General features: G+C 43.9%; 25 protein-coding genes. All 25 read right to left on the reverse strand.

Going from position 1 to position 22308, the window contains the following annotated elements:
* Positions 1-29 precede the first annotated feature (29 nt).
* The 25 genes from BTO28_RS14940 to fni all read right to left on the reverse strand — a co-directional run bounded on the left by BTO28_RS14940 (position 30) and on the right by fni (position 22308).
* Complete coding sequence (locus BTO28_RS14940; protein ID WP_076767716.1) at positions 30-797, reverse strand: menaquinol-cytochrome c reductase cytochrome b/c subunit; 768 nt, start codon at positions 795-797, stop codon at positions 30-32.
* 45 nt (positions 798-842) lie between these two features.
* Entirely contained in the window at positions 843-1517 is a 675-nt protein-coding gene (gene qcrB / locus BTO28_RS14945) for a menaquinol-cytochrome c reductase cytochrome b subunit (RefSeq protein WP_075397521.1), read from the reverse strand.
* 14 nt (positions 1518-1531) lie between these two features.
* A complete protein-coding gene (locus BTO28_RS14950; RefSeq protein WP_076767718.1) occupies positions 1532-2032 on the reverse strand; it encodes a QcrA and Rieske domain-containing protein in 501 nt (166 codons plus the stop codon).
* 152 nt (positions 2033-2184) lie between these two features.
* Entirely contained in the window at positions 2185-2646 is a 462-nt protein-coding gene (locus BTO28_RS14955; RefSeq protein ID WP_076767890.1) for a YpiF family protein, read from the reverse strand.
* 86 nt (positions 2647-2732) lie between these two features.
* Positions 2733-3296 carry a ReoY family proteolytic degradation factor gene (locus BTO28_RS14960; protein ID WP_076767720.1) on the reverse strand — a complete coding sequence of 188 codons (564 nt, stop codon included), beginning with the start codon at positions 3294-3296 and terminating at the stop codon, positions 2733-2735.
* 24 nt (positions 3297-3320) lie between these two features.
* Positions 3321-4607 carry a tetratricopeptide repeat protein gene (locus BTO28_RS14965; protein WP_332888733.1) on the reverse strand — a complete coding sequence of 429 codons (1287 nt, stop codon included), beginning with the start codon at positions 4605-4607 and terminating at the stop codon, positions 3321-3323.
* Positions 4608-4743: 136 nt separating this feature from the next.
* Positions 4744-6021, reverse strand: coding sequence for a 3-phosphoshikimate 1-carboxyvinyltransferase (gene aroA, locus BTO28_RS14970; protein ID WP_076767722.1), 1278 nt, complete (start codon positions 6019-6021; stop codon positions 4744-4746).
* Between the two features lie 19 nt (positions 6022-6040).
* Positions 6041-7144 (reverse strand): prephenate dehydrogenase, encoded by a 1104-nt coding sequence (locus tag BTO28_RS14975; RefSeq protein ID WP_076767724.1) that lies wholly within the window; start codon positions 7142-7144, stop codon positions 6041-6043.
* A gap of 16 nt (positions 7145-7160) precedes the next feature.
* Complete coding sequence (gene hisC / locus BTO28_RS14980; protein ID WP_076767726.1) at positions 7161-8258, reverse strand: histidinol-phosphate transaminase; 1098 nt, start codon at positions 8256-8258, stop codon at positions 7161-7163.
* A 16-nt stretch (positions 8259-8274) separates the two neighbouring features.
* Positions 8275-8646, reverse strand: a complete 372-nt coding sequence (gene aroH, locus BTO28_RS14985) for a chorismate mutase (RefSeq protein ID WP_076767728.1) — start codon at positions 8644-8646, stop codon at positions 8275-8277.
* Complete coding sequence (gene aroB / locus BTO28_RS14990; protein WP_076767730.1) at positions 8640-9734, reverse strand: 3-dehydroquinate synthase; 1095 nt, start codon at positions 9732-9734, stop codon at positions 8640-8642. The genes aroH and aroB overlap by 7 nt, the downstream gene beginning before the upstream one ends.
* A gap of 3 nt (positions 9735-9737) precedes the next feature.
* Positions 9738-10913 (reverse strand): chorismate synthase, encoded by a 1176-nt coding sequence (aroC, locus tag BTO28_RS14995; protein WP_076767731.1) that lies wholly within the window; start codon positions 10911-10913, stop codon positions 9738-9740.
* 148 nt (positions 10914-11061) lie between these two features.
* Positions 11062-11832 (reverse strand): CheR family methyltransferase, encoded by a 771-nt coding sequence (locus BTO28_RS15000; protein ID WP_076767733.1) that lies wholly within the window; start codon positions 11830-11832, stop codon positions 11062-11064.
* 122 nt (positions 11833-11954) lie between these two features.
* Positions 11955-12401 carry a nucleoside-diphosphate kinase gene (ndk, locus tag BTO28_RS15005; RefSeq protein WP_076767735.1) on the reverse strand — a complete coding sequence of 149 codons (447 nt, stop codon included), beginning with the start codon at positions 12399-12401 and terminating at the stop codon, positions 11955-11957.
* Between the two features lie 95 nt (positions 12402-12496).
* A complete protein-coding gene (hepT, locus tag BTO28_RS15010; protein ID WP_076767737.1) occupies positions 12497-13459 on the reverse strand; it encodes a heptaprenyl diphosphate synthase component II in 963 nt (320 codons plus the stop codon).
* A 23-nt stretch (positions 13460-13482) separates the two neighbouring features.
* Positions 13483-14187: a demethylmenaquinone methyltransferase gene (locus BTO28_RS15015; protein ID WP_076767739.1), complete on the reverse strand. Its 705-nt coding sequence runs from the start codon at positions 14185-14187 to the stop codon at positions 13483-13485.
* Positions 14188-14191: 4 nt separating this feature from the next.
* A complete protein-coding gene (locus BTO28_RS15020) occupies positions 14192-14947 on the reverse strand; it encodes a heptaprenyl diphosphate synthase component 1 (RefSeq protein WP_076767741.1) in 756 nt (251 codons plus the stop codon).
* A gap of 86 nt (positions 14948-15033) precedes the next feature.
* On the reverse strand, positions 15034-15603 hold the full coding sequence (gene folE, locus BTO28_RS15025) for a GTP cyclohydrolase I FolE (RefSeq protein ID WP_076767743.1): 570 nt from the start codon (positions 15601-15603) through the stop codon (positions 15034-15036).
* 152 nt (positions 15604-15755) lie between these two features.
* Positions 15756-16028, reverse strand: coding sequence for an HU family DNA-binding protein (locus BTO28_RS15030; protein WP_076767745.1), 273 nt, complete (start codon positions 16026-16028; stop codon positions 15756-15758).
* A 178-nt stretch (positions 16029-16206) separates the two neighbouring features.
* The gene (gene spoIVA, locus BTO28_RS15035; protein WP_076767747.1) at positions 16207-17682 is read right to left on the reverse strand and encodes a stage IV sporulation protein A; all 1476 of its coding nucleotides are present in this window, start codon (positions 17680-17682) and stop codon (positions 16207-16209) included.
* Between the two features lie 97 nt (positions 17683-17779).
* Entirely contained in the window at positions 17780-18502 is a 723-nt protein-coding gene (locus BTO28_RS15040) for a hypothetical protein (RefSeq protein ID WP_076767750.1), read from the reverse strand.
* Positions 18503-18517: 15 nt separating this feature from the next.
* Positions 18518-18721, reverse strand: a complete 204-nt coding sequence (locus tag BTO28_RS15045) for a DUF2768 domain-containing protein (RefSeq protein WP_076767752.1) — start codon at positions 18719-18721, stop codon at positions 18518-18520.
* Between the two features lie 18 nt (positions 18722-18739).
* Positions 18740-19789, reverse strand: a complete 1050-nt coding sequence (locus BTO28_RS15050; protein WP_076767754.1) for an NAD(P)H-dependent glycerol-3-phosphate dehydrogenase — start codon at positions 19787-19789, stop codon at positions 18740-18742.
* A gap of 20 nt (positions 19790-19809) precedes the next feature.
* Positions 19810-21120: a ribosome biogenesis GTPase Der gene (gene der, locus BTO28_RS15055; RefSeq protein ID WP_076767756.1), complete on the reverse strand. Its 1311-nt coding sequence runs from the start codon at positions 21118-21120 to the stop codon at positions 19810-19812.
* Between the two features lie 123 nt (positions 21121-21243).
* On the reverse strand, positions 21244-22308 hold the full coding sequence (gene fni / locus BTO28_RS15060) for a type 2 isopentenyl-diphosphate Delta-isomerase (RefSeq protein WP_076767759.1): 1065 nt from the start codon (positions 22306-22308) through the stop codon (positions 21244-21246).

Here is a 22308-nt window from a genome sequence, read left to right on the forward strand (position 1 = left end):
CGAACAATTCGGACAGTCCTTTCTTTTCCTTATTTTGCTTCAAGCGTTGAAATGAATTCAGACAATTTAGCAAGGTCTTCGTCGTTGCCTTTATACATTCCCGGCGGCATTTTTCCTACACCGTTTTTCGCAATGTCGGCAACTTCTTCAGCAGTCAAGCCTGTACCAACTAATGATGGTGCAGCAGAACCGCCGGCTAAATTATCACCGTGACAGTTAATACAGCCGTTTTCTTCATAGACCACAAAGCCGTCAGAACTTGTATCGATTTCTGCTTCTTCAACGATTTTACCCATCGCTTCTTTTGCTTCCCAGTCTACTGCGACAACTGACTCCCATGTAAGGAAGATAATTGATGCGATAGATAAGAGCATAAAGCCAGTTGCAAATGGACGTTGAGTCGGACGGCGTTTTGGACCGCGATCAATAAATGGCGCAAGCATTAGTGCACCAAATGCTAGTCCTGGAATAATAAATGCACCAATGATATTGTACGGACCTGATGCATATGTGTATTTAAGTAATTGATACAAGAATAAGAAATACCAGTCTGGCAATGGAAGATAGCCTGTATCTGTCGGATCTGCCACACGCTCAAGCGGTGATGGATGGGCGATTGTTAAGCAGAGGTAACCGATAAGGAAGACAGCTCCCACCATCCATTCCTTCAAAAGGAAGTTAGGCCAGAAAGCTTCCGTTTTACCTGGATATTCAGAATAATCTTTCGGAATATTTGGTTTGCGTTCAGCCGGTACACGTGAGTCACCGACGAACTTCATCCCTTTTCCACGATGCATTGCGTCCCCCTCCTTCTTTTTAAAGAATAATGATTAAATTATTTTTTACAACGGTCCTGAAATACCCTGTTTACGGATCATTAAGAAGTGAGCTCCCATTAAGCCAAGCAGAGCAGCAGGCAGGAAGAACACATGAATTGCAAAGAAACGAGTCAGTGTTTGCGCACCAACAATGTCAGGATGTCCAGCAAGCAAAACTTTCAATTCATGACCAATCAGCGGTGTCGAAGCCGCAATCTCAATTCCTACTTTTGTAGCAAATAATGCTTTCATATCCCAAGGGAGCAGGTATCCTGTGAAACCAAGACCGAGCATGACGAAGAAAATCAATACGCCGACAACCCAGTTCAATTCACGCGGTTTTTTGTATGCCCCCTGGAAGAATACACGTAATGTATGTAAAAACATCATAACAATTACAAGGCTTGCACCCCAGTGATGCATACCACGTACAATGACACCAAACGCAACTTCATTTTGTAGATAATATACAGATTCCCATGCATTTTTAATGTCCGGTACGTAATACATTGTTAAAAACATACCTGACAAAATTTGAATGACAGTGACGAAGAATGTCAGTCCGCCAAAGCAATATACGAACGCCGAAAAATGATGGGCCGGGTTTACGTGCTCAGGCACTTCGTGGTCGGCAATATCGCGCCACAAAGGCGTAATATCGAGACGTTCATCAACCCAGTCATAAATTTTATTGAGCATTTATTACGCCTCCTTTACACGTTGTTTGCCTGTGGTTTGCCGAGTTGCAGCAATCCGTCTTTTTCGGCTGTTGGATAAACATCAAGCGGTTTCAATGGCGGTGTACCAGGAACGTTTTTCCCGCTCTTTTCGTACAAACCATTGTGGCAAGGACAGAAGAACTGGTTTTTATGATCGTTCCCTTCCCAGCTCACTGTACAGCCAAGATGCTTACATACCGGTGACAACGCTACGATTTCGCCTTTGTTGTTTTTGTAAACCCAGGCAGTACTTGTCACTTCGGAAGTGTACCATGCATCTTTCTGCTCGTAAGAAAAGTCTACGCGCACAGGTGTTTCTGTTAATTCAGATACTTTTTGCTGTGTCGGATGGTAATCGCCGGCTGCTTCCCCTTTCAGCACTGGATCTACAGCGAAACGCACCATCGGCATCAACATGCCCGCTGCCATGAAACCGCCTACACCGGTTAGCGTGTAGTTTAGAAACTGGCGTCGTGAAACAGGTTGTTTACTCATTCTTTTCCCCCCTCTATACAATAAGCTTCGCCCACGATGGACCTTGTATGAGCATAAACATAAACTAGGACACCATTATGATAATCTATCCAGCTAAACAGGTCAATATTAACAGGAATTAAAAGGTTTATAGAGTGTGACGATTTTTCGAATTATGAGAGATTTGCCTGCCATTTTTGCACGATGATATTGACAATTTGCTTTGCTTGGTTTTCAATCAGTGAGTATTTCATCGAATCTTCCATATCGCCGAGCGGAACAGACGGTATCCATATGACAGAACCGCTCACATTCTCTTCTTCCTGTCTCCATGAGCTGTCTGACGTAAAAAAGAAAATGTGCTTAAATCCGGTCTCTTTCAATCGGTCAGCCCATTGTGCTGCATCAGCAACTTTTTCTGCACGATCCGGTAAATACGCGTTAGCTGGCGTCACAAGAAGCCGGCCTTTAAATTGTTTTTCAAGAAAAGCAACGAGCAGCTGAATAAATTCATTTTGTTCCGCTGCATGAATCATCCCCGGACCAAAATCAGCCGGGATCAATGGCACAATTGCCGTGTCAATATATTCTTTTTGCTGTAAAAATAAAGCGGTATCTTTGCCATTCCAGTTCATTTTCTTCACCTCTTTTTTCATCATACACCCGCTATTCTTTCGTTGCAAACATAAGTGCGGGTTTCGTTGCAAAAGAAAACGCCTGATTATACCTCAGACGTTTTAATATGATTCATTAATTCATACAGCTGCTCTGTCAGCTGCAAAAATTCTTCTTTATCACCACTATCAAGTGCTGCATCGATTTTTTCATTAAGCCTTTTACGCTGAAAGTCGTAGACGCTCCACTTTAAAAACTGTTCCGCGAGTTCTTTTTCCTTTTCTGTCAGCCTCGTCCTCTTCGGCATAAACGGATTTTCTTCCCGGACAGCTGCATAATGATGTGACTGCGGAGCACCGTAAAATTTTAATTCAATAAAAATATCTTCTTCTTTATTTAACCGAATGTCATGGAAAGATTTTTCCGCATCGGTTGTCATAATATTATCTTTAAAAAAACGAAACGGAGCACTGTCAACACAGTGGGCCGACATGATCATCCCGCGGGGACAATATTGCGCATCATCTACAAAATGGACGTTCTCCATCAATTGATCATGACTCATCAAATAATTTAAAATCCAGACAGATTCTCTTCTTTTCAACTGATAATGATTTAAAAACCAGCGGATAAAATCCTTTTTCTCATGAACGGAAACCGGGGCTGCCATCATCATCATCTCCTCTGTCATTTATTATATATCTGTTTTTAATCGTTCAACAACTTCCATCCATTCATCATTCATCGGCTCTTCCTTCATCAATAATTCGAATACGCGAAGTGCTTCACTGCGCTTTCCTTCCTCCATCAAAAAGTAGCCGTAGTCCGATAAAAACTCTGAGTTTTCCTTTAAAACAGGGAACAATTCCACATATAACGCTGCTGCTTCTTTATATTCTTCGAGACGCTCCGCCGCCCGTGCAGCATCCCATAATAGAAGCGGTTCAGCGCTGCCGGATTCACGGAACATCGATGTGATTTCAAGTATACCCGTGTAATCTTCGCGTTTTCGCAACAGCGCATTTAGTGAAAGAGCGGCTTCCGTATACTCCGGATCAAGTGCCAGCGATTCCCTCAGATGAGATTCAGCCTCTTCTTCCAGGCCGCTTTTCATCGCCAGCTTTCCGGCTAATAAAAACAATTCTTTTTGATATGCGTCACGTGCAATTCCGGATCTGGCCGCTTCTAGCGCCGGCATCATTTCTTCTTCCATTTCATAGGCCCGTGCGAGGTGTAAATAAATAGAATGGTAGTCAGGATCCAGCTCCGCCGCTTCCGTCAGTTTAATTGCCGCTGTTTTGTACTGTCCTGCTTGATAAGCGGTAAACCCGTACATGAACAATGTGTCGACATCCATTTTCATGTCGAGTGCTTTTTTAAAATGTGGAAGACTTTCTTCAAATGCTCCTCCCGCACTGTATGATTCCGCCAGCCGCTTGTGAATGGAAATACCTGCGATCTCTGTTTTGTTTTCTTCTAATAGGATTTCGTATTGCCGCACCGCTTCTAAAAATTTGCCTTCTTCGAGATACAATTCGCCAAGAGCAAGCGTAATGATCGGTTCATCCGGTTCTATTCGCTTTGCTTTTAATAATTTCTGTTCGCTTACTTCATATAACCCCTGCATTTGATATAAATCCGCTTGAACGAGAAGTGACCGCGTATAAAACGGATCTGTATCATCTATTTCATCCAAAATGAGAAGAGCTTCTTCTTCACGGTCCATTTCAACGAATGTTTCAGCTAGCAGCAGCGACAATTCACCTTCTCCTGGAAATAAGGCAAGCAATGTCTCAAAAAGCTGCCTTGCTTCATCTAGAAAACCAAGCTGGAGCAATTGTTCACCAAGCATAAATTGTTCTTCCGCGTCGCTCGAGGCGAGCACCTGCTCATACAATGAAGACGCCTTGTCCATGTCCCCCTGTTCAAGGTGTGCGATCATTTTTTCCGCCTTCGTCATCACTATCGCCTCTTCTTTCATCAAACTTCCTCATTGTTTATATATTTTAATCAAACACAATCATTCCATCAACTTTTTCGCCTGTATGGATAATTCTACTTTATTATTTTAATCTCCTTCTTTTCAAAAACAGGAAAAAACGCCCCCGGAGAGGACGTTATTTCACAAGCTGATGTAAATGCTCAAAAAATTCCGGGTAGGAAACGGCTATAGCTTCTGGATCCTCTAATTCAACTTCTCCATCCGAAATTAATGAGGCAATCGCCATCACCATGCCGATTCGGTGGTCGCCATGGGATGAAACGGAGCCGCCATGCAGCTTTGATTTACCCCTGATGATCATGCCGTCATCGGTTGCTTCAATGTCAGCGCCGAGTTTTTTCAGCTCGTCGACTACTGTATCAATTCTGTTTGTTTCTTTTACCTTTAACTCTTCTGCATCACGGATGATCGTGTCACCTTCCGCCTGTGTTGCCAGCAAAGCAATGACTGGAATTTCATCGATTAGGCGCGGAATGAGTGAACCACTAATGACAGTTCCTTTTAAGTTAGAAGTGCGGACCGTAACGGTACCGATTTCTTCTCCTTCAGCAGGAGTTTTTTCAACTGTTATTTCGGCGCCCATTTGTTTAAACACATCGATTATCCCTGTACGTGTTTCGTTTAAACCTGTATTTTCCAGTACCACTTCACTGTTTGGCGCAATCGCAGCAGCGACCATAAAGAAGGCGGCAGAAGAAATATCACCAGGCACATATACATCTGTTCCTTTAAATTGCTGACCGCCTTTGATGATAATACGGTCACCTTCACGGCGGACACTGCCGCCAAACTGTTCAATCATTTTTTCTGTATGATCACGTGTTGCTTCCGGTTCAATAATGACCGATTCGCCGTCTGCCTGAAGCGCAGCAAATATAACAGCTGACTTTACCTGAGCGCTCGCAACTGGCAGCTTGTACTCCGTTGGCTGCAACTGGCGCCCGCGAATCGAAAGCGGAGTAAATCGTCCGTTGTCCCGCCCTGCAATATCAGCACCCATTGAAGCAAGCGGTACAGTTACACGATCCATTGGCCTTCTTGCAATTGATTCGTCACCGATCATGACAGAATGGAACGGGCGTCCAGCAAGAATCCCAAGCATCAGGCGCGTTGTTGTTCCGGAGTTGCCTGTATCAAGAATGGATGATGGTTCCTTTAATCCATCCCAGCCCGTTCCGTGAACGATTATTTCATTGTCTGTTTCTTCAATTTTCACACCGAGTTTGCGGAAACAGTCAATCGTGCTCAAACAGTCTTCTCCCTTTAAAAAGTGACGGATAACTGTTTTACCTTCTGACAGCGCGCCGAACATTACCGAACGGTGTGAGATTGATTTATCGCCCGGCACTTCAATTTTCCCGCCAAGAGACGGTTGTCCGAAATTCAGTTTCATCTATTCATGCCCTCATCTCTTATGCTAAAAATAAGTCGTACGTTGTTTTTTGTTCAATGCAGCTTTTCGCTCTCAATCTGTCTTTTTCGTTTTGAAAGCTGATAACGAGTACACCGTACACATCGTCACGGGTTTCCATAATGCGAATGTTTGTAATGCTGATTCGTTCTTCAGCCAAATAGCCAGTTAATTCTGAAATCACCCCGGGATAGTCGGGAACGTCAACATATAATTCGTAAAATGATGGAATTGCTCCTTGCGACCTTGCCGGAAGCGAATCGCGAAATGTTTTTGCATCATCGAAATAACGGTACAGACCATCCTCATCTTCTTTTTCCAAAATCGATAGGATTTCATTCATTTCATCACGCCAGTCCGAAAGAAGTGTTAACAAAATGTCTTTGTTATGAAGGGAAATATCCTTCCACATTTCAGGATTAGATGAAGCGATGCGCGTTATGTCGCGAAAACCACCTGCGGCGAGCCGTTCTATTAATGGGTTATCGTGATTGAATTTCCGTGCCTGATGGACGAGTGAAGCCGCAATTATATGAGGAAAGTGGCTGATAACACCCGTCATTTGATCGTGTTGTTCTGCGGTTACTTCCAATATTTTTGCACGTGTTCCTTCGAGCCACTTTTTCAAGATTGCAACGTGTTTTTCCTCTGCTGCGACTCCTGGAGTCAGCAAATAAAATGCATTTTCAAACAGCAGTTCCTTTGAGGCTGCAACCCCGCTTTTATGGGAGCCTGCCATAGGGTGGCCTCCAATAAACGCAATGCCGCGCTCTTCCAGGATGTGTGCCTTTTTCATAATACGGCTTTTTGTACTGCCAGTATCCGTGATCAAAACACCTATCTTTAATGGCAGCGACGCCAGACGCTCTATCATCTGTTCCGTCTGTAAAACCGGAACAGCGAGAATGATTAAGTCAGCACCGGCTGCACCAGATTCAAATGACGCTGCTTTTTCATCAATAATATTAAGCGCCTCCGCAAGTCCAAGCTCAGATTCACGCAAATCAAACCCGATAATATGTGCCTGCGGATGCGCTTTTTTCACTGCCTTGGCGAGTGATCCGCCAATTAAGCCGAGTCCGGCGATAAACACATTTCCTCTCATTACGGCGTGACACCTTCTATCTTTTAACAGTTTCTGCCAGAAAGCTTTTCATCGCCTTCATGACACCTTCATTTTGTTCTTTCGAGCCTACCGTCACGCGCACAGTACCCGGAATGCCAAGCGCAGCACCTGAGCGGACAATGTAGCCTTTAGACATTAAATATTCAAACAGCTCGTTACTGTCGCATTTAAAATCAATCAGAATAAAATTCGCTTCAGATGGATAGTACTCTAACTTTTCTTCACGGCAAAATGCATAAAACTGTTCAAGACCTGCTTTATTTTCCGTGCGGCACATTTCAATGAATGACTGATCGCTAATTCCCGCAGCTGCAGCTTTTTGCCCAAGAGAGTTGACATTAAATGGTTCCCGGACTGGATCAATCTGTGCGATCAAAGACTCATCGGCAAATCCGTAACCTACACGGAACGCTGCAAGTCCGTAAATTTTTGAAAATGTGCGAAGAACGATTACATTTTTATATTGTTTTACGATCTCAAGCGCATCATAATAATCGTCCGCAGTCACATATTCGTAGTATGCCTCATCAAGTACGACGAAGACATCATCAGGAACGCTGTCTAAAAATGCACGCAGCTGGGTGTCTGTAATATGAATACCAGTCGGGTTGTTCGGACTGCACAGCCAGACGATCGCTGTGTTTTCATCGATCGCATCCGCCATTTTGTCCAGATCATGTGCGCCGTTTACCAGCTCAACTTCTCGAACCTCTGCTCCTTCAACAACCGCATTGTGGCGGTACTGTGGAAACGTTGGAGTCGCCATCACCGTATTTTTACCAGGTTCCAGCATTGCACGAGAAATCATTAAAATGATTTCATCAGAGCCATTTCCGAAAATGAGCTGCTTTTCATCTATATTCAAAAATTCAGCCAGCTCAGTGCGTAGGCTGGTTGTATAACCATCTGGATAAATGGAGAATGAATCAGCATATGATCGGATGCATTCTCTCACTTTTTCAGAAGAACCAAACGGGTTCTCATTCGATGCAAGCTTCACAACCTCTTTAAGACCATATTCTTTTTTCACATCGTCTGTTGTACGGCCTGGCTGATAGGCTTTTAATGTTAACATTTGTTCTTTCCATTTCATACTATTAACTCCCCTTTCACTTTGTCGACTGCTGTAAGTCAGGACGCAACACAACTGCGCCATCTAAATACACATGTTGTATGTCTTTTTGTGCTTTATCTGTGTTTACATGCATCATAATTCGAATGCATTTCTCTAATCCGCCATTTATTGCCAGTTCCTGCATGCACATTACCGGAACATACTCCCATCCTTTCAGTTCACGAAGGGCACGTGCTGGAAACATGGCATCCAGATCATCTGTCGCCGAAATAAATGCCGAGCAAACAGTTTCGGGATCTATATTATTTTTTTCAATCATTTCAGCAATAAGGCGCTCAGTGGCCTGAACCATTTCTGCACTGTTGTTTTGTTCAACCGTTACAGCACCGCGAATTCCTCTTACCACTTGACTGCCTCCTTCCGAAAATGCTCATCAATTTTTTTCAATTCTTCTTTCGTCATATCAGTGACATACGGTTCGCCGATTTTCGACAACAATACGAAGCGAACCGTACCTCCGTACGCTTTTTTATCACGTGTCATCACATTATAAATGTCCTCAAACGAAAACAAAGTCCCTGAATCAACAGGATATCCGGCAGCTTTTAGCCATGCGGCAAACGATGGGATGTCGAATGCCAAACCGTTTTTTTCCACGGATGCATATAAAGCAAAGATCATCCCGCACGCAACGGCTTCCCCGTGTGCCACATTTCCGTAGCCTGATAATGCCTCTACCGCATGTCCGTATGTATGTCCGAAATTTAAATAGGCTCTTACACCGGTTTCCAGCTCATCCTCTTTCACGATTGCCCCTTTTATTTCAATACCTCGTTTCAAGCAATGTTCCAGAAATGAACCGTTTATATCAGACGCTGAATTTATGTTTGCCCGAATATCATGGTATAAAGCATCATCCGATATCAATGCGTGCTTAATTACTTCGGCAAAACCGCTTCTCTTTTCTTTTTCAGACAACGATTGTAAAAACACCGTATCAAATACGACAGCTTCTGGTTGATGAAATGCGCCGATCATGTTTTTACCGAGCGGATGATTGACAGCTGTTTTCCCACCGACTGCACTGTCATGGGCAAGAATAGTTGTTGGTACTTGAATAAATGGAATCCCGCGCATATAGGCTGCCGCGCAAAAACCGGCAAGATCTCCACATGCACCTCCTCCAAAAGCAACAACGAGTGAGTGCCTATCAAGTGCGCATTCAAGCATTCTTGTTAAACATTGCTCGAAAACGCTAAATGATTTAGCTGATTCTCCAGCAGGAACATCATGCCAGTCAGCCGGAATTTTCCCCGGCAGCGCAGACCTTAACCGTTCACCGTGAAGCGATCGCACAGATTCATCAGCAATTATAAATAAGCGCGTCGGCTGTTTAGCCATTTGTTCGATGAAAGGAGCAATCATTTCGACTGCTCCCTCACCGATGATGACAGGATATGTTTTTGCAGCTGTTTCAACCATCACCCGGTTCATTCATCAAAACCCCTTTGCGTATTGTTTATGTTCCTCAACCTGGCGAATGAGCGCATCCATGCGGTCGCCATTAAACTGTTCTAATACAGCCTGTGCCAATTCCCACGCGACAGCTGCTTCAGCAACAACAGCTGCTGCCGGTACAGCACAGCTGTCCGAGCGCTCTATGCTTGCTGTGAATGTTTCTTTTGTATCAATATCCACGCTTTCAAGCGGCTTGTAAAGTGTCGGAATCGGCTTCATCACACCACGGACAACAATCGGCATTCCGTTTGTCATTCCACCTTCAAATCCGCCGAGGCGATTCGTTTTCCGATAGAACCCTTCTTCTTTATTCCAGGCAATTTCGTCATGTACTTCACTGCCAAATTTACGTGCTGCTTCAAAACCGATGCCGATTTCTACCCCTTTAAATGCATTAATACTAACAATTGCAGCGGCAACTTTCGCGTCAAGCTTACGGTCGTAATGAACGTAGCTGCCAACGCCCACCGGCATTCCTTCCGCAATCACTTCCACAACACCACCGATAGAGTCACCATTTTTCTTTGCACTGTCAATGGCTTCGATCATCTTCTTGGCTGCTTCTTCGTCTAAACAGCGGACGGAAGATTCTTCACTCCGTTCCTGTAGTTCTTGAATTGAACCGAACGTTACGTTTTCCGCACGGATGCCTCCGATTTCAATAACATGTGATGCAATTTCAATACCCAGCAGCTTTAATAGTTTTTTCGCTGCTGCTCCTGCGGCAACACGAACCGTTGTTTCACGCGCAGATGAACGTTCAAGAACGTTCCGCATATCTCGATGACCATATTTAATACCACCATTTAAATCAGCATGTCCTGGGCGAGGGCGTGTAATCTGACGCTTTACTTCTTCTGCTGCATCTTCCCCATCAAGCGGTTCAATCCCCATAATTTTCGTCCAGTGTTTCCAATCGTCGTTCTCCACGACGAGCGTAACGGGAGAACCAAGCGTTTTGCCATGGCGCACACCTGATTTAATCGCAACTAAATCTTTTTCAATCTGCATGCGCCGTCCGCGTCCGTGCCCTTTTTGACGGCGCAGTAAGTCAGTGTTTATGTCTTCCGACAGAAGTTCCATTCCGGCCGGAAGCCCTTCTATAATCGCCGTCAATTGCGGCCCGTGTGATTCACCAGCTGTTAAATATCTCATTTTCCTGCTCCCTTCAGTACGTTAAAGCGGTTATGTACTACTATATCATATTTTCATTTTAATGGAACAGCCGATACGACTGTTTTTGAGAATTTTATCACAATTCGGTGTTTAATTGTGACAAATTTAAAAAGCCGGCACGCCGGCTTTATATTTTTTTATAAAAAAACGTATCTTCGGCTTCAAATCCGTACCGCTCTGGATTAAAAATCTGCTCGGTGCTGCCAACGAATAGTACACCGCCTGGCCGCAATGCAGCATTAAATTTTTGGTACAGTTCATCTTTCGCTTCTTCCGTAAAATAGATCATCACATTCCGGCAGACAATTAAATCATAACCGGAATCAAACCGGTCCGACAGCAAATTTTGCTGTTTAAATGCAACCGTCTTTTTAATGTCCTCGGCCACTTTAAAATACTGTCCCTCTTTATGAAAATATTTTTTCTTCACCGACTCGGGCACTTCCGCCAGTGCACGTTCTGAATAAAATCCAATTTTCGCTTTTTGAATAACGTTTAAATCGAGATCAGTTGCCTGTACCGCGACTTTCGAAAGCGGCATAATATTTGAAAGCACCATCGCAATCGTATAAGGCTCTTCCCCTGTCGAACAAGCGGCACTCCACACCTTTAGACGGCTGTTTTCTTTCATAAGGCGCGGCAGTATTTTTTCCTCCAGTACTTCCCACCGCTTTGCATTACGGTAAAATTCCGACACGTTGATCGTCATGCGATCCAAAAATTCATTCATCATATCTTGATTGCTGTTCAACGCGTCGAAAAATGTTGAAAAAGATTGATACCCTTTCTTTTCATAAAGTGAAGTTAACCGTCTCTTCATTTGTGCTTCTTTGTATAAAGCAAGATCTATTCCAGTTTTCTTTTTTATCGATAAGACAAATTGTCCATAATCGTTCATTTTCATCATCCTTTCCAAGCACCATACTTACTATTCATTATATCGGATTAGTGGGAAAGAAGTGGTAGTATTTTCACAAAAAAAAAGCTTTTGACCATTAAAAAGGCCAAAAGCATCTAAAATTAATAAACCCACTCGGAACCAGATTTATTGTAATCAGTTAGTTCTTCTTCTTTAAAGAAAATAGCAATCTCACGTTCAGCACTTTCTGGAGAGTCAGAACCATGAATTACATTTTTACCGACACTAATTGCATAATCACCGCGGATTGTCGCAGGCGCTGCCTCTTTCGGATTTGTTGAACCCATCATCTGGCGTGCTGTTGCTATTACATTTTCGCCTTCCCAAACCATTGCGAAAACCGGTCCTGATGTAATAAAGTCAACAAGTTCACCGAAGAAAGGACGCTCTTTATGCTCACCGTAATGCTGCTCTGCTGTCTCACGTGAAACTTGCATCAATTTCGCACCGACAAGGCGGAATCCTTTTTTTTCAAAACGTGCTGTGATCTCACCGATCAAACCGCGCTGTACGCCATCCGGCTTAATCATCAAATATGTTTTTTCCACTTTTCACCACTCCTGTTTTATGTATACCGCTTACATGCGGACATGATGAATCGTATCATTTTCATAGTGAATTTACAACGTATTCTTGGAAAAAATTAATATTTTCTTCGACCGATAAAATAGGCAATATCCCTTAGCGAGTTTCGATGACGGCCAGGAGGCAGCTCCTCCATAATCGCAAGCGCACGATCTAAATAGCGTCTGCTTAATTCATGAGAACGTTCAATGGCATCGCTTTGTTTTAATAGATGAATAATCTGATTGATATCTTGTCTATCTGTATGTGCGTGTACAGCTGTGATGCGCTCTTTTAAATCTTCATTCTCCATTGCATATAAAACAGGCAATGTAATATTCCCTTGCAGCAGATCACCGCCAGCCGGTTTTCCAAGGTCTTTTTCACTAGCTGTAAAATCAAGAATATCATCGGTAATTTGAAACGACATCCCTACATTATAGCCAAATTCATACAGCTTTTGATGAATTTGCGCAGGTGCTCCCGCAGCTATCGCGCCGAGCTGGCAGCTGGCAGCAATTAAAATCGCTGTTTTTCGTTTAATCCGGCGTAAATAGTCGCGTAAATTCTGTTCAAATCGATATTTATCCTGGATTTGCACAATTTCGCCAATACACAGTTCTGTCATCGTATGCGACAATATTCGATGTGCTTCTCGGTCTTCTACTTTCGTCATACATTCAAGAGCAGCGGCAAAGATAAAATCGCCTGTATACATCGCAATGCGGTTATCCCACTCCGCTTTCACTGTATGTTGGCCACGGCGTATGACTGCATCGTCAATCACATCATCGTGGACAAGTGAAGCCATATGTATAAGTTCGAGTGCAGCGGCTGCGAACTTGACACGATGGATATCATATTCGCCAAATTTCGCACCAAGAAGCAATAAAACCGGCCGAATACGTTTCCCACCGGCCTGAAGCAGATGAACAGACGCTTCTTCCAATACAGGTGAAATGGATTTCACAGCGCTTTCTAATTCTTTTTCAATTAAATCTATATCCGCTTTCATAAGCGAATAGATTAGTTTAATGTTCATTTTTTCTTCACCTGGCTCTTGATCTATTGTTTATTTCCATAATGCGTAGCTGCTACACCGCCTGTATGCGCCTTAAAACGCACATTTGTAAATCCAGCCTGCTGGAACATCCGGGCCAGTTCTTTCATATCCGGGAAATGACGGGCTGATTCTTGAAGCCATGAATACTCCTCGTAGCTTTTCGCAAACAAGCGGCCGATTGCTGGCATTATGTAGCGAAAATACAAGAAATACCCTTCTCTAAACACAGGCACTTCTGGTTGGCTCGTCTCGAGGCAAACCGCCATCCCACCCGGTTTTAAGACACGGTTCATTTCTTTTAACACTTGCATATAATCTGGGACATTACGAAGGCCAAAACCGATTGTCACATAATCAAATGTATTGTCTTCAAAAGGCAGTTCCATTGCGTTGCCGTGAATTAGCTCAACTTGATCAAGCGCTGCGGCTTTAATTTTTTCCTGGCCAACCTGCAGCATATTTTTACTGAAATCGAGCCCTTTCACCGTTCCGTTTTTGCCGACAGCTTCAGCCAAAGCCATTGTCCAGTCTGCCGTACCGCAGCAAACATCAAGTGCTGATGCTCCTTCTTGGACATTCATGATTTTCATCGTTTCTTTACGCCACCGCTTATGCTGTTGAAAACTAATAACGGAATTCATTTTATCGTAATTGCCATAAATTTTTTCAAACACGTGATGGACTTTTTCTTCTTTTGACTGCTCCATATTGTCACCCTTCTTCCGCATATCGAAGTTCACGGTCAAATATGCGATCATATTCTGCCCGTAGTACAACCGCTGTCTTCTCTTCAAGCGTTTGTGTTTGTTTCAGAATGCTGCTTCTTAATTCATGTAAATGATTGTCGATTTCATTCATCACAAGAGCTGGATCGCCGATTACATGGAGCAGTGCGTCATGCACGAAAGACGGTTTGTCTTTTTCCTTTTTCAGACGGTCAGCTGTAAGCAATGAAGACACCGCTTCAATAAGTTGGACATCCGCCTCATTTTCCTGAAGGACGGCACGGATAATATCTGTTTCAATCGTTCTCACTGTATGGAATATATGTGATGCTGATGTACAGTCTTTCTGATGAAGGTTAGTTTTCATTTCGTTTACGTTTTTAACCGCTTCAGCAAGCAGCCGCACATATTCAATACATCCCGCTTCAGCAAGTGTCCGGTAATACATCCCGCTGAAATAATCACCTGCCAATACAATCAACTGGTGTTTTTGCGTGATCTCTGCTGTGTCAGGCTCAATTCGGTCGTGCGTATCGAGGGCCAGTTGAATGAGTACAGCTGCTGTCATTTGTTTTTTCACATGCGTTTCTGTTCTTTCCTGGTCTGAAAATGCCAGCATTAAAGCAGACACCCGCAGAGGGTTTATTTCAGGAGCACCGATCACTTTTTCCAAAAAAGGCTGTGAGCATGTCCGGTTGATTTCCTCTGTCAGTGCTTTCTGTTCGTTTTGCCACTCACCCATCATAAATCCCCTCAATCTCGAATCAATTCATTGATTTTTTGTTTCCCGATCAATCAAAACAAGTTCAGTATACCATAAAACGGTGATTATGACGACCGGATGAGCGAGAGCAATTCCGTCCGTAGCTGTGCATCATTTTCATAGCAGCCTCGAGCAGCTGTCGTTACGGTTTTCGCACCTGGCTTTTTCACACCGCGCATGGCCATGCACATATGCTCTGCTTCTACAATAACCATCGCACCGTGCGGCTGAAGCATCTCCATAATCGCTTCCGCTACTTCACTTGTTATACGTTCTTGAAGCTGTGGACGGCGTGATACTGTTTCAACGGCCCGGGCGAGCTTGCTGAGTCCGGTCACTTTACCGCCTTTTGGCATATACGCAACATGGGCACGACCAAAAAATGGAACGAGATGATGTTCGCACATTGAATAAAAAGGGATATCTTTTACAAGGACAAGCTCTTCGTATTGTTCCTCAAACACCGTTTCAAAGTAGTCTTTTGGGTCCGTGTGAAGTCCTGAAAAAGCTTCTTCATACATTTTGGCTACCCTTTTTGGCGTATCCTGAAGACCTTCACGATCCGGGTTTTCCCCTACTGCTTCTAAAATAAGGCGCACAGCCTCTTGTATTTTGGCATGATCTATTCCAGCCATTCCAATCACTCCTATATATGCTCAATGCGTTTATTTATGTACTGCTATACATATTAGCATACCGAATCATTCTCCGGCAAAAAGAAGTGCCACAAAAAACGGGACCGCCCCCTGATGGAGCAGCCCCGTTTCCAGCCTAACCGGCTATGTACTTATTTAACTGCGTCTTTTAGCGCTTTACCCGGTTTAAAAGCAGGTACTTTGCTTGCAGCGATTTCGATCTCTTCACCAGTTTGTGGATTGCGTCCTTTACGTGCAGAACGTTCGCGTACTTCGAAGTTGCCGAAACCGATCAATTGTACTTTGTCACCTTTTGCCAATGTGTTCTGGATGGCATCAAAGATCGCGTCAACCGCTTTTGTAGCATCTTTCTTTGAAAGTTCTGCTGCTTCCGCTACTTCATTGATCAAATCAGTTTTATTCATGCCATTCACCTCCTCCCGGATAGGACCCGATAAACATTGTTGTATCAATGTTTTACCGTAATTCTGTTAAAAGAGTATCACATGTGTTCGGTCATATCAAGCAGAATCCTCCTTAAACGTACATTTTCACCAATTTCATATAAAAAAAGACTCCCTATGACGAGAGCCTGACCACTCATTATAGTAAAATAGCAATCATTCCGCCGGATCCTTCATTAATGATTTTTTCCAGTGTATCTTTTAGTTTGTGCCGTGCATGATCTGGCATTAGCGACACTTTTGATTGGATTCCATCGCGTACAATGGAACTTAAATTACGGCCAAAAATGTCACTCTCCCAAATAGCTAAGGGATCCTCTTCAAAATCTTTCATTAAATACTGGACAAGTTCTTCACTTTGTTTTTCCGTGCCGATAATCGGTGAAAATTCGGACTCGACATCCACTTTTATCATATGAATAGACGGTGCGACAGCTTTCATTCTGACACCGTATCTCGAACCATGGCGAATAATTTCCGGCTCCTCAAGACGCATATCCGCAAGTGAAGGAGCAGCAACTCCGTAGCCAGTCTGTTTCACCATTTTCACTGCTTCTTCCACCTGTCCATATTCTTCCTTTATCCGGGCGTACTCTTGCATGATCTCCAGCAAATGCTCTTTTCCACGCAACGGTTCTCCTATAATTTCGTTTACAATGGTTTCATATAAGCCATCCGGTGCGTTCAAATTAATTTCAGCGATTCCCTGGCCCATATCCATCCCTGTTAAAACTGCAGACTCAATGTATTCACCGCCCCCAAATTGATCAACAACCCGGTTCACATCCCTGAGCCGCTTTATATCTTTTACTGTTTCCTTTACCATCTCATTGTAGCGGTCGCGAAGCCAGTGGGTTTCATCAAGTGCCATAATCCATGAAGGAAGGTGCACGTTTACCTCATGAACTGGAAACTCAAACAGCGCCTCTTGCAGGACATGAAGAACATTCGCTTCTGTCATCGCCTCCACCGACATAGCCAGCACTGGAATATCATATTTTTCACTTAGTTCCTGTTGCAGCTGTGCTGTTTCTACATGGTCTGGACGTGCTGTATTTATAATTAAAATAAATGGCTTGCCAACCTCTTTCAGTCCTTCAATGGCTTTCTCTTCTGCCTCTACATACGTGTTGCGTCTAATTTCACCAAATGAGCCATCCGTTGTGATGACGACACCGATCGTAGAGTGCTCTTCAATCACTTTTCGCGTGCCGATATCTGCTGCTTCATGAAACGGAACCGGTTCATCAAACCACGGTGTTTGAATCATGCGAGGTCCGTGCTCATCTTCGTATCCTTTCGCTTCCGGAATTACATAACCAACACAGTCAACGAGACGAATATTTACGAGCACTCCCCCTGCCTGGACCGCCGCTGCACGGCTTGGGACAAATTTCGGCTCTGTTGTCATGATCGTTTTTCCGGATGCACTTTGCGGAAGTTCATCCTGTGCCCGCCGTCTTTCAGATTCACTGTCCATATTCGGAAGTACGAGCAGTTCCATAAATCGTTTAATGAAGGTTGATTTTCCGGTGCGAACTGCACCGACAACACCTAAATAAATATCTCCTTCTGTTCGTTCTGCTATATCTTTAATCAGCTCTGCCTTTTCCATAAAGAGCCCCCTTCCGTACTTGACGGCCCGTCCGCCGCCGACGATACATTGTATGAAGATGATCCTAAGTTTATGAAAAAAAGAAGTCTAACTATAATCAGCTAGACTTCTCTTTCAAAAAAATAGGATCTCCGTGTTCGTCCACAGTGTACGGCAGTGAATAAGCCGGTACGAATGGCGATGATTCTACAAGTAAATAGCGGATATCATCACCCGGCTCCGGTTTCTCTTCTGTTTCCTGCAGTGCAGCATATAAATCGGCAGCATAATCAATATACAAAGTACCATCGCCGCTCATAACAAGCGGAAGCTGTTTCTGTGAATAAGGACTCGTTACATAGAATTCTTCTTTATATCCGAGTTCTTTAAAATCAAGTGAATAAACGTTGTCTGCGAGTTCCTCCTTAAATGGAGGATACTCATGTGCAATTAAACGAATGTTCACACTTCGAAGTTGCTCGGCAATTCGCAAATCTATAAGCTTTACAGTGGGATCCTTTTCAACATCGACAAGTACATATTGATAAATTCCGCCGCTTTCATAGGCATTCCCAGGCGGTTCTGCCATATACTGTGGTGAAATTTTTCTAAAGTCCACCGGATATTTTTCGTAAATCGGCGGATCTCCTTCTTTTGTTTTTATCGGCAATATTCCATCCTGTTCAGATTGAAACTGATCAACTGCTGACTGTACCGCTTTTAGTTGATCTTCATAGGGCACTTGGTTTTCACTAAGATTTTCTTCTGGATACATACAGCCGCCCAGGAGAAGCACAGCAATCAACATGGCAAAAAATGCTGCCTGTTTTTTCTTTTTCATCGCTTTTAATCCCCTTTACAATCCGGTCGGTCCGCTTAACACGACATACGCCACGATAAGGCCTCCGACTATCATACATATATAGGCAAAAAGAGCAGTCACACCTTTAATGATACCATTGCTAAACTTATAGCGGCTTAAATAAATCGAGAAAATGGCGACAATCATCAGTCCCATTCCGGCAAACGATATCCACATTTTAAGGAGTGATTGTGACATTCCGATACGTCCTTTCTATTAAGATAGCTCGTCCTTTTTCATTCCGAGCACGTTAATTAAATCTTCAAGCTCATGTTTCTTCACACGTGCCATCAATTCATCTACAGCGTTTTTCGGATCACGCTGTTCAAATAAAACATCATACAATGCATCTGTGATCGGCATTTGCACGTCATATTTCGCTGACAGCTGATGCGCGGCTTTCGTGGTGCGGACCCCTTCAACGACCATACCCATGCTCGCAAGCACTTCTTCAAGCTTTTGTCCTTTCCCAAGCATATTGCCGGCACGCCAGTTACGTGAATGTACACTCGTACACGTTACGATTAAATCGCCTATGCCAGCAAGACCGGAGAAGGTAAGTGGATTAGCACCCATTTTTGCACCTAAACGGGCGATTTCCGCAAGACCTCGTGTGATAAGGGCTGCTTTTGCATTGTCCCCGTAGCCAAGACCGTCTGAGATCCCAGCCGCAAGCGCAATAATATTTTTCAACGCTCCACCAATCTCAACGCCTATAATATCTGGATTTGTATACACGCGGAAGTGCTGATTCATAAATAAATCCTGCGTTTTTTGAGCCGCTTCCAGCGATTTGGAGGAAACGGTCACTGTCGTTGGGTGACGAAGGCTTACCTCTTCTGCGTGAGAAGGACCCGACAAAACAACGACGTCACGAAGTACATCCTCAGGCATCTCCTGCTCAATCATTTCTGAAATCCGGAGCAGTGAATCCGGTTCAATTCCTTTGGAAACATGGATTAATGTTACAGGGCTTGCCACAGTTGATACAATTTGTGAAGACACTTCACGGATCGCTTTTGTCGGCACCGCCAATACAACGAATTCGACGCCGGACAACGCTTCTTCCAAGGAGGTAGTACCCGTAATGTTTTCCGGCAGTAAAATATCCGGTAAATACCGGCTGTTTTTATGGGATGCGTTGATCTCGTTCATTCTCTCTTCGCTTTTAGCCCAAAGAAAGACGTCATGCCCGTTGTCCGCAAGCACGAGCGATAGAGCCGTTCCCCAGCTCCCCGCTCCAAGTACTGCAATTTTCTCAGTCAAATGAAACCCAGCCTTTCTGATTATTTTCTCGCACGCGCGATAATGTGGATCGGCGTTCCTTCAAATTCAAACGCATCACGTATGCGGTTTTCTAAGAATCGAATGTACGAAAAGTGCATCAGTTCCGGTTCGTTGACAAACACGACAAACGTTGGGGGCTTGACGGAAACCTGGGTTGCATAGTAAACACGCAGACGCTTCCCTTTATCCGATGGTGCCGGGTTCATTGCGACAGCATCTGCAATAACATCATTTAACACACTTGACTGCACGCGCATCGAATGACTTTCACTTGCACGGTCAATATATGGCATAAGGGTATGGATGCGCTTTTTCGTTTTCGCTGATAAATATACGATCGGTGCGTAATCCAAAAACTGAAAGTGGCTGCGAATGTTTTCTTCAAATTCGCCCATTGTTTTTTCATCTTTTTCAACAGCATCCCACTTATTGACGACGATTACAATGGCACGACCCGCTTCATGTGCGTAGCCAGCAATGTGTTTATCCTGCTCTCTGATGCCTTCTTCTCCATTTATCACCATAAGAACAACATCCGAGCGTTCAATCGCACGCATTGCCCGAAGCACGCTGTATTTTTCTGTTGTTTCATATACTTTCCCTTTTTTACGCATACCGGCTGTATCAATAATGACGTATTTTTGTCCGTTATACGTATAGGGAGAATCCACGGCATCTCTTGTTGTGCCGGCTATATCACTGACTATAACTCGGTCTTCACCAAGAAGTGCATTTACTAGTGACGACTTGCCTACATTTGGACGCCCGATCAATGAAAACTTAATTACGTCATCTTCGTATGGTTTATCTTCTCCTGTTGGAAAATGAGAGACGACTTCATCAAGAAGATCACCTAGTCCAATTCCGTGCGATCCTGAAATAGGAAATATTTCGCCAAAACCGAGCGAATAAAAATCGTAAATATCACTGCGCATATCAGGATTATCTATTTTGTTAACACCGAGTACAACTGGTTTTTTCGAACGGTACAATATTTTCGCGACTTCCTCATCTGCTGATGTCACACCCTCACGGCCGTTTACAATGAAAATGATAACATCTGCTTCATCTATTGCAATTTCCGCCTGCTGGCGAATTTGTTCCAGGAATGGTTCATCACCGAGATCAATTCCACCCGTGTCAATTAAGTTAAATTCGTGTGTCAGCCACTCACCTGAGCTGTAAATCCGGTCACGTGTTACACCAGGCACATCTTCGACAATCGAAATACGCTCGCCGGCTATGCGGTTAAAGATCGTCGATTTACCGACGTTTGGTCTGCCGACGATGGCCACAGTCCGTTTCATCATTTCATCTTTCCCTTCAATGGTTCATCCATTTATTTTCATTTTTTATTTTGTTCAAAACAAAACCCTTCTGCCGTGAGAAGGGGTTTAGTCAACAACTTATTTTATCAATATTTACGCCATGAATCAAATTGGGTCGGACGCCCGCATAGCAAACTGATCTGGGTCGCAGCCGCGTGACCGAAGCCAATGATAGGTTTCACCAAAAATAACGAGTGGCACATGATGAAGGTCCGAAATCGTTCTCGCTCCGAGTGCACACATCATCACCTTTATGTGGTTCTTTACTTGCTCCACATACTCGATCAATGCATCCAGGCCATTCTTCAATAATATGTTTAATAAATAACCTGACATCCCGGCTGCTGAAGCACCGAGTGCCAATGATTTCACAACATCTTCTGCATGCTGGAGGCCTCCTGAAGCAATTGTTGTGATCTGAGGCGCTCCTTTCGCCGATTCTACAATGGAGACAGCTGTAGGAATACCCCATCCATTTAAAAAGGACAGCGGATTTTTTGATCTTTCGTTTTCCACAGCAGCAAAATTTGTTCCGCCAAAACCACCAGTATCAATGGCGGCTACAGGAAGTTTATTTAATTCGGCGGCTGCTTCACGGCCAATGCCAAACCCTGTTTCTTTTACAATGACTGGTACAGGTACACGGCGGCAAATTGCTTCGATCCTCTCAACCGCACCTTGAAAATTTCGATCCCCTTCCGGCATCGCAAGCTCTTGAACCACATTGAGATGAATTTGCAATGCATCTGCTTCAATCATTTCACAAACCGCTAAAGCTTCTTCCGGCGTTGCCTCCGATCCGATATTGGCAAATAACAGCCCATCCGGATTCGCTTTACGAGCTGCAGTAAACGTATCCCGCTCTTTCGTATGACGAAGGGCTGACATTTGCGAGCCAACCGCCATAGGAATATTGCATGCAGCAGCCACTTCACCCAGCTGACGATTAATATCTGCTGTTATCGTTCCTCCGCCGCCTGTCATCGCATTTACAAAAATCGGCGAACTCCATTGAAGTCCGCCGATTTCGGTTGAGAGCGATATATGATTGACAGATGTACCGGGAAGACTGTGGTGAACGAACTGAATATCATCAAGTCCGGTACCGCGGCTCTGTCCCGTAGAAAGTGCATATTGAATATGATCAACCTTTCTTTCTGCTCTTGTCAA

Origin of the sequence: Domibacillus epiphyticus, from assembly GCF_001975785.1 — a bacterium.
GTDB lineage: Bacteria > Bacillota > Bacilli > Bacillales > Domibacillaceae > Domibacillus > Domibacillus epiphyticus.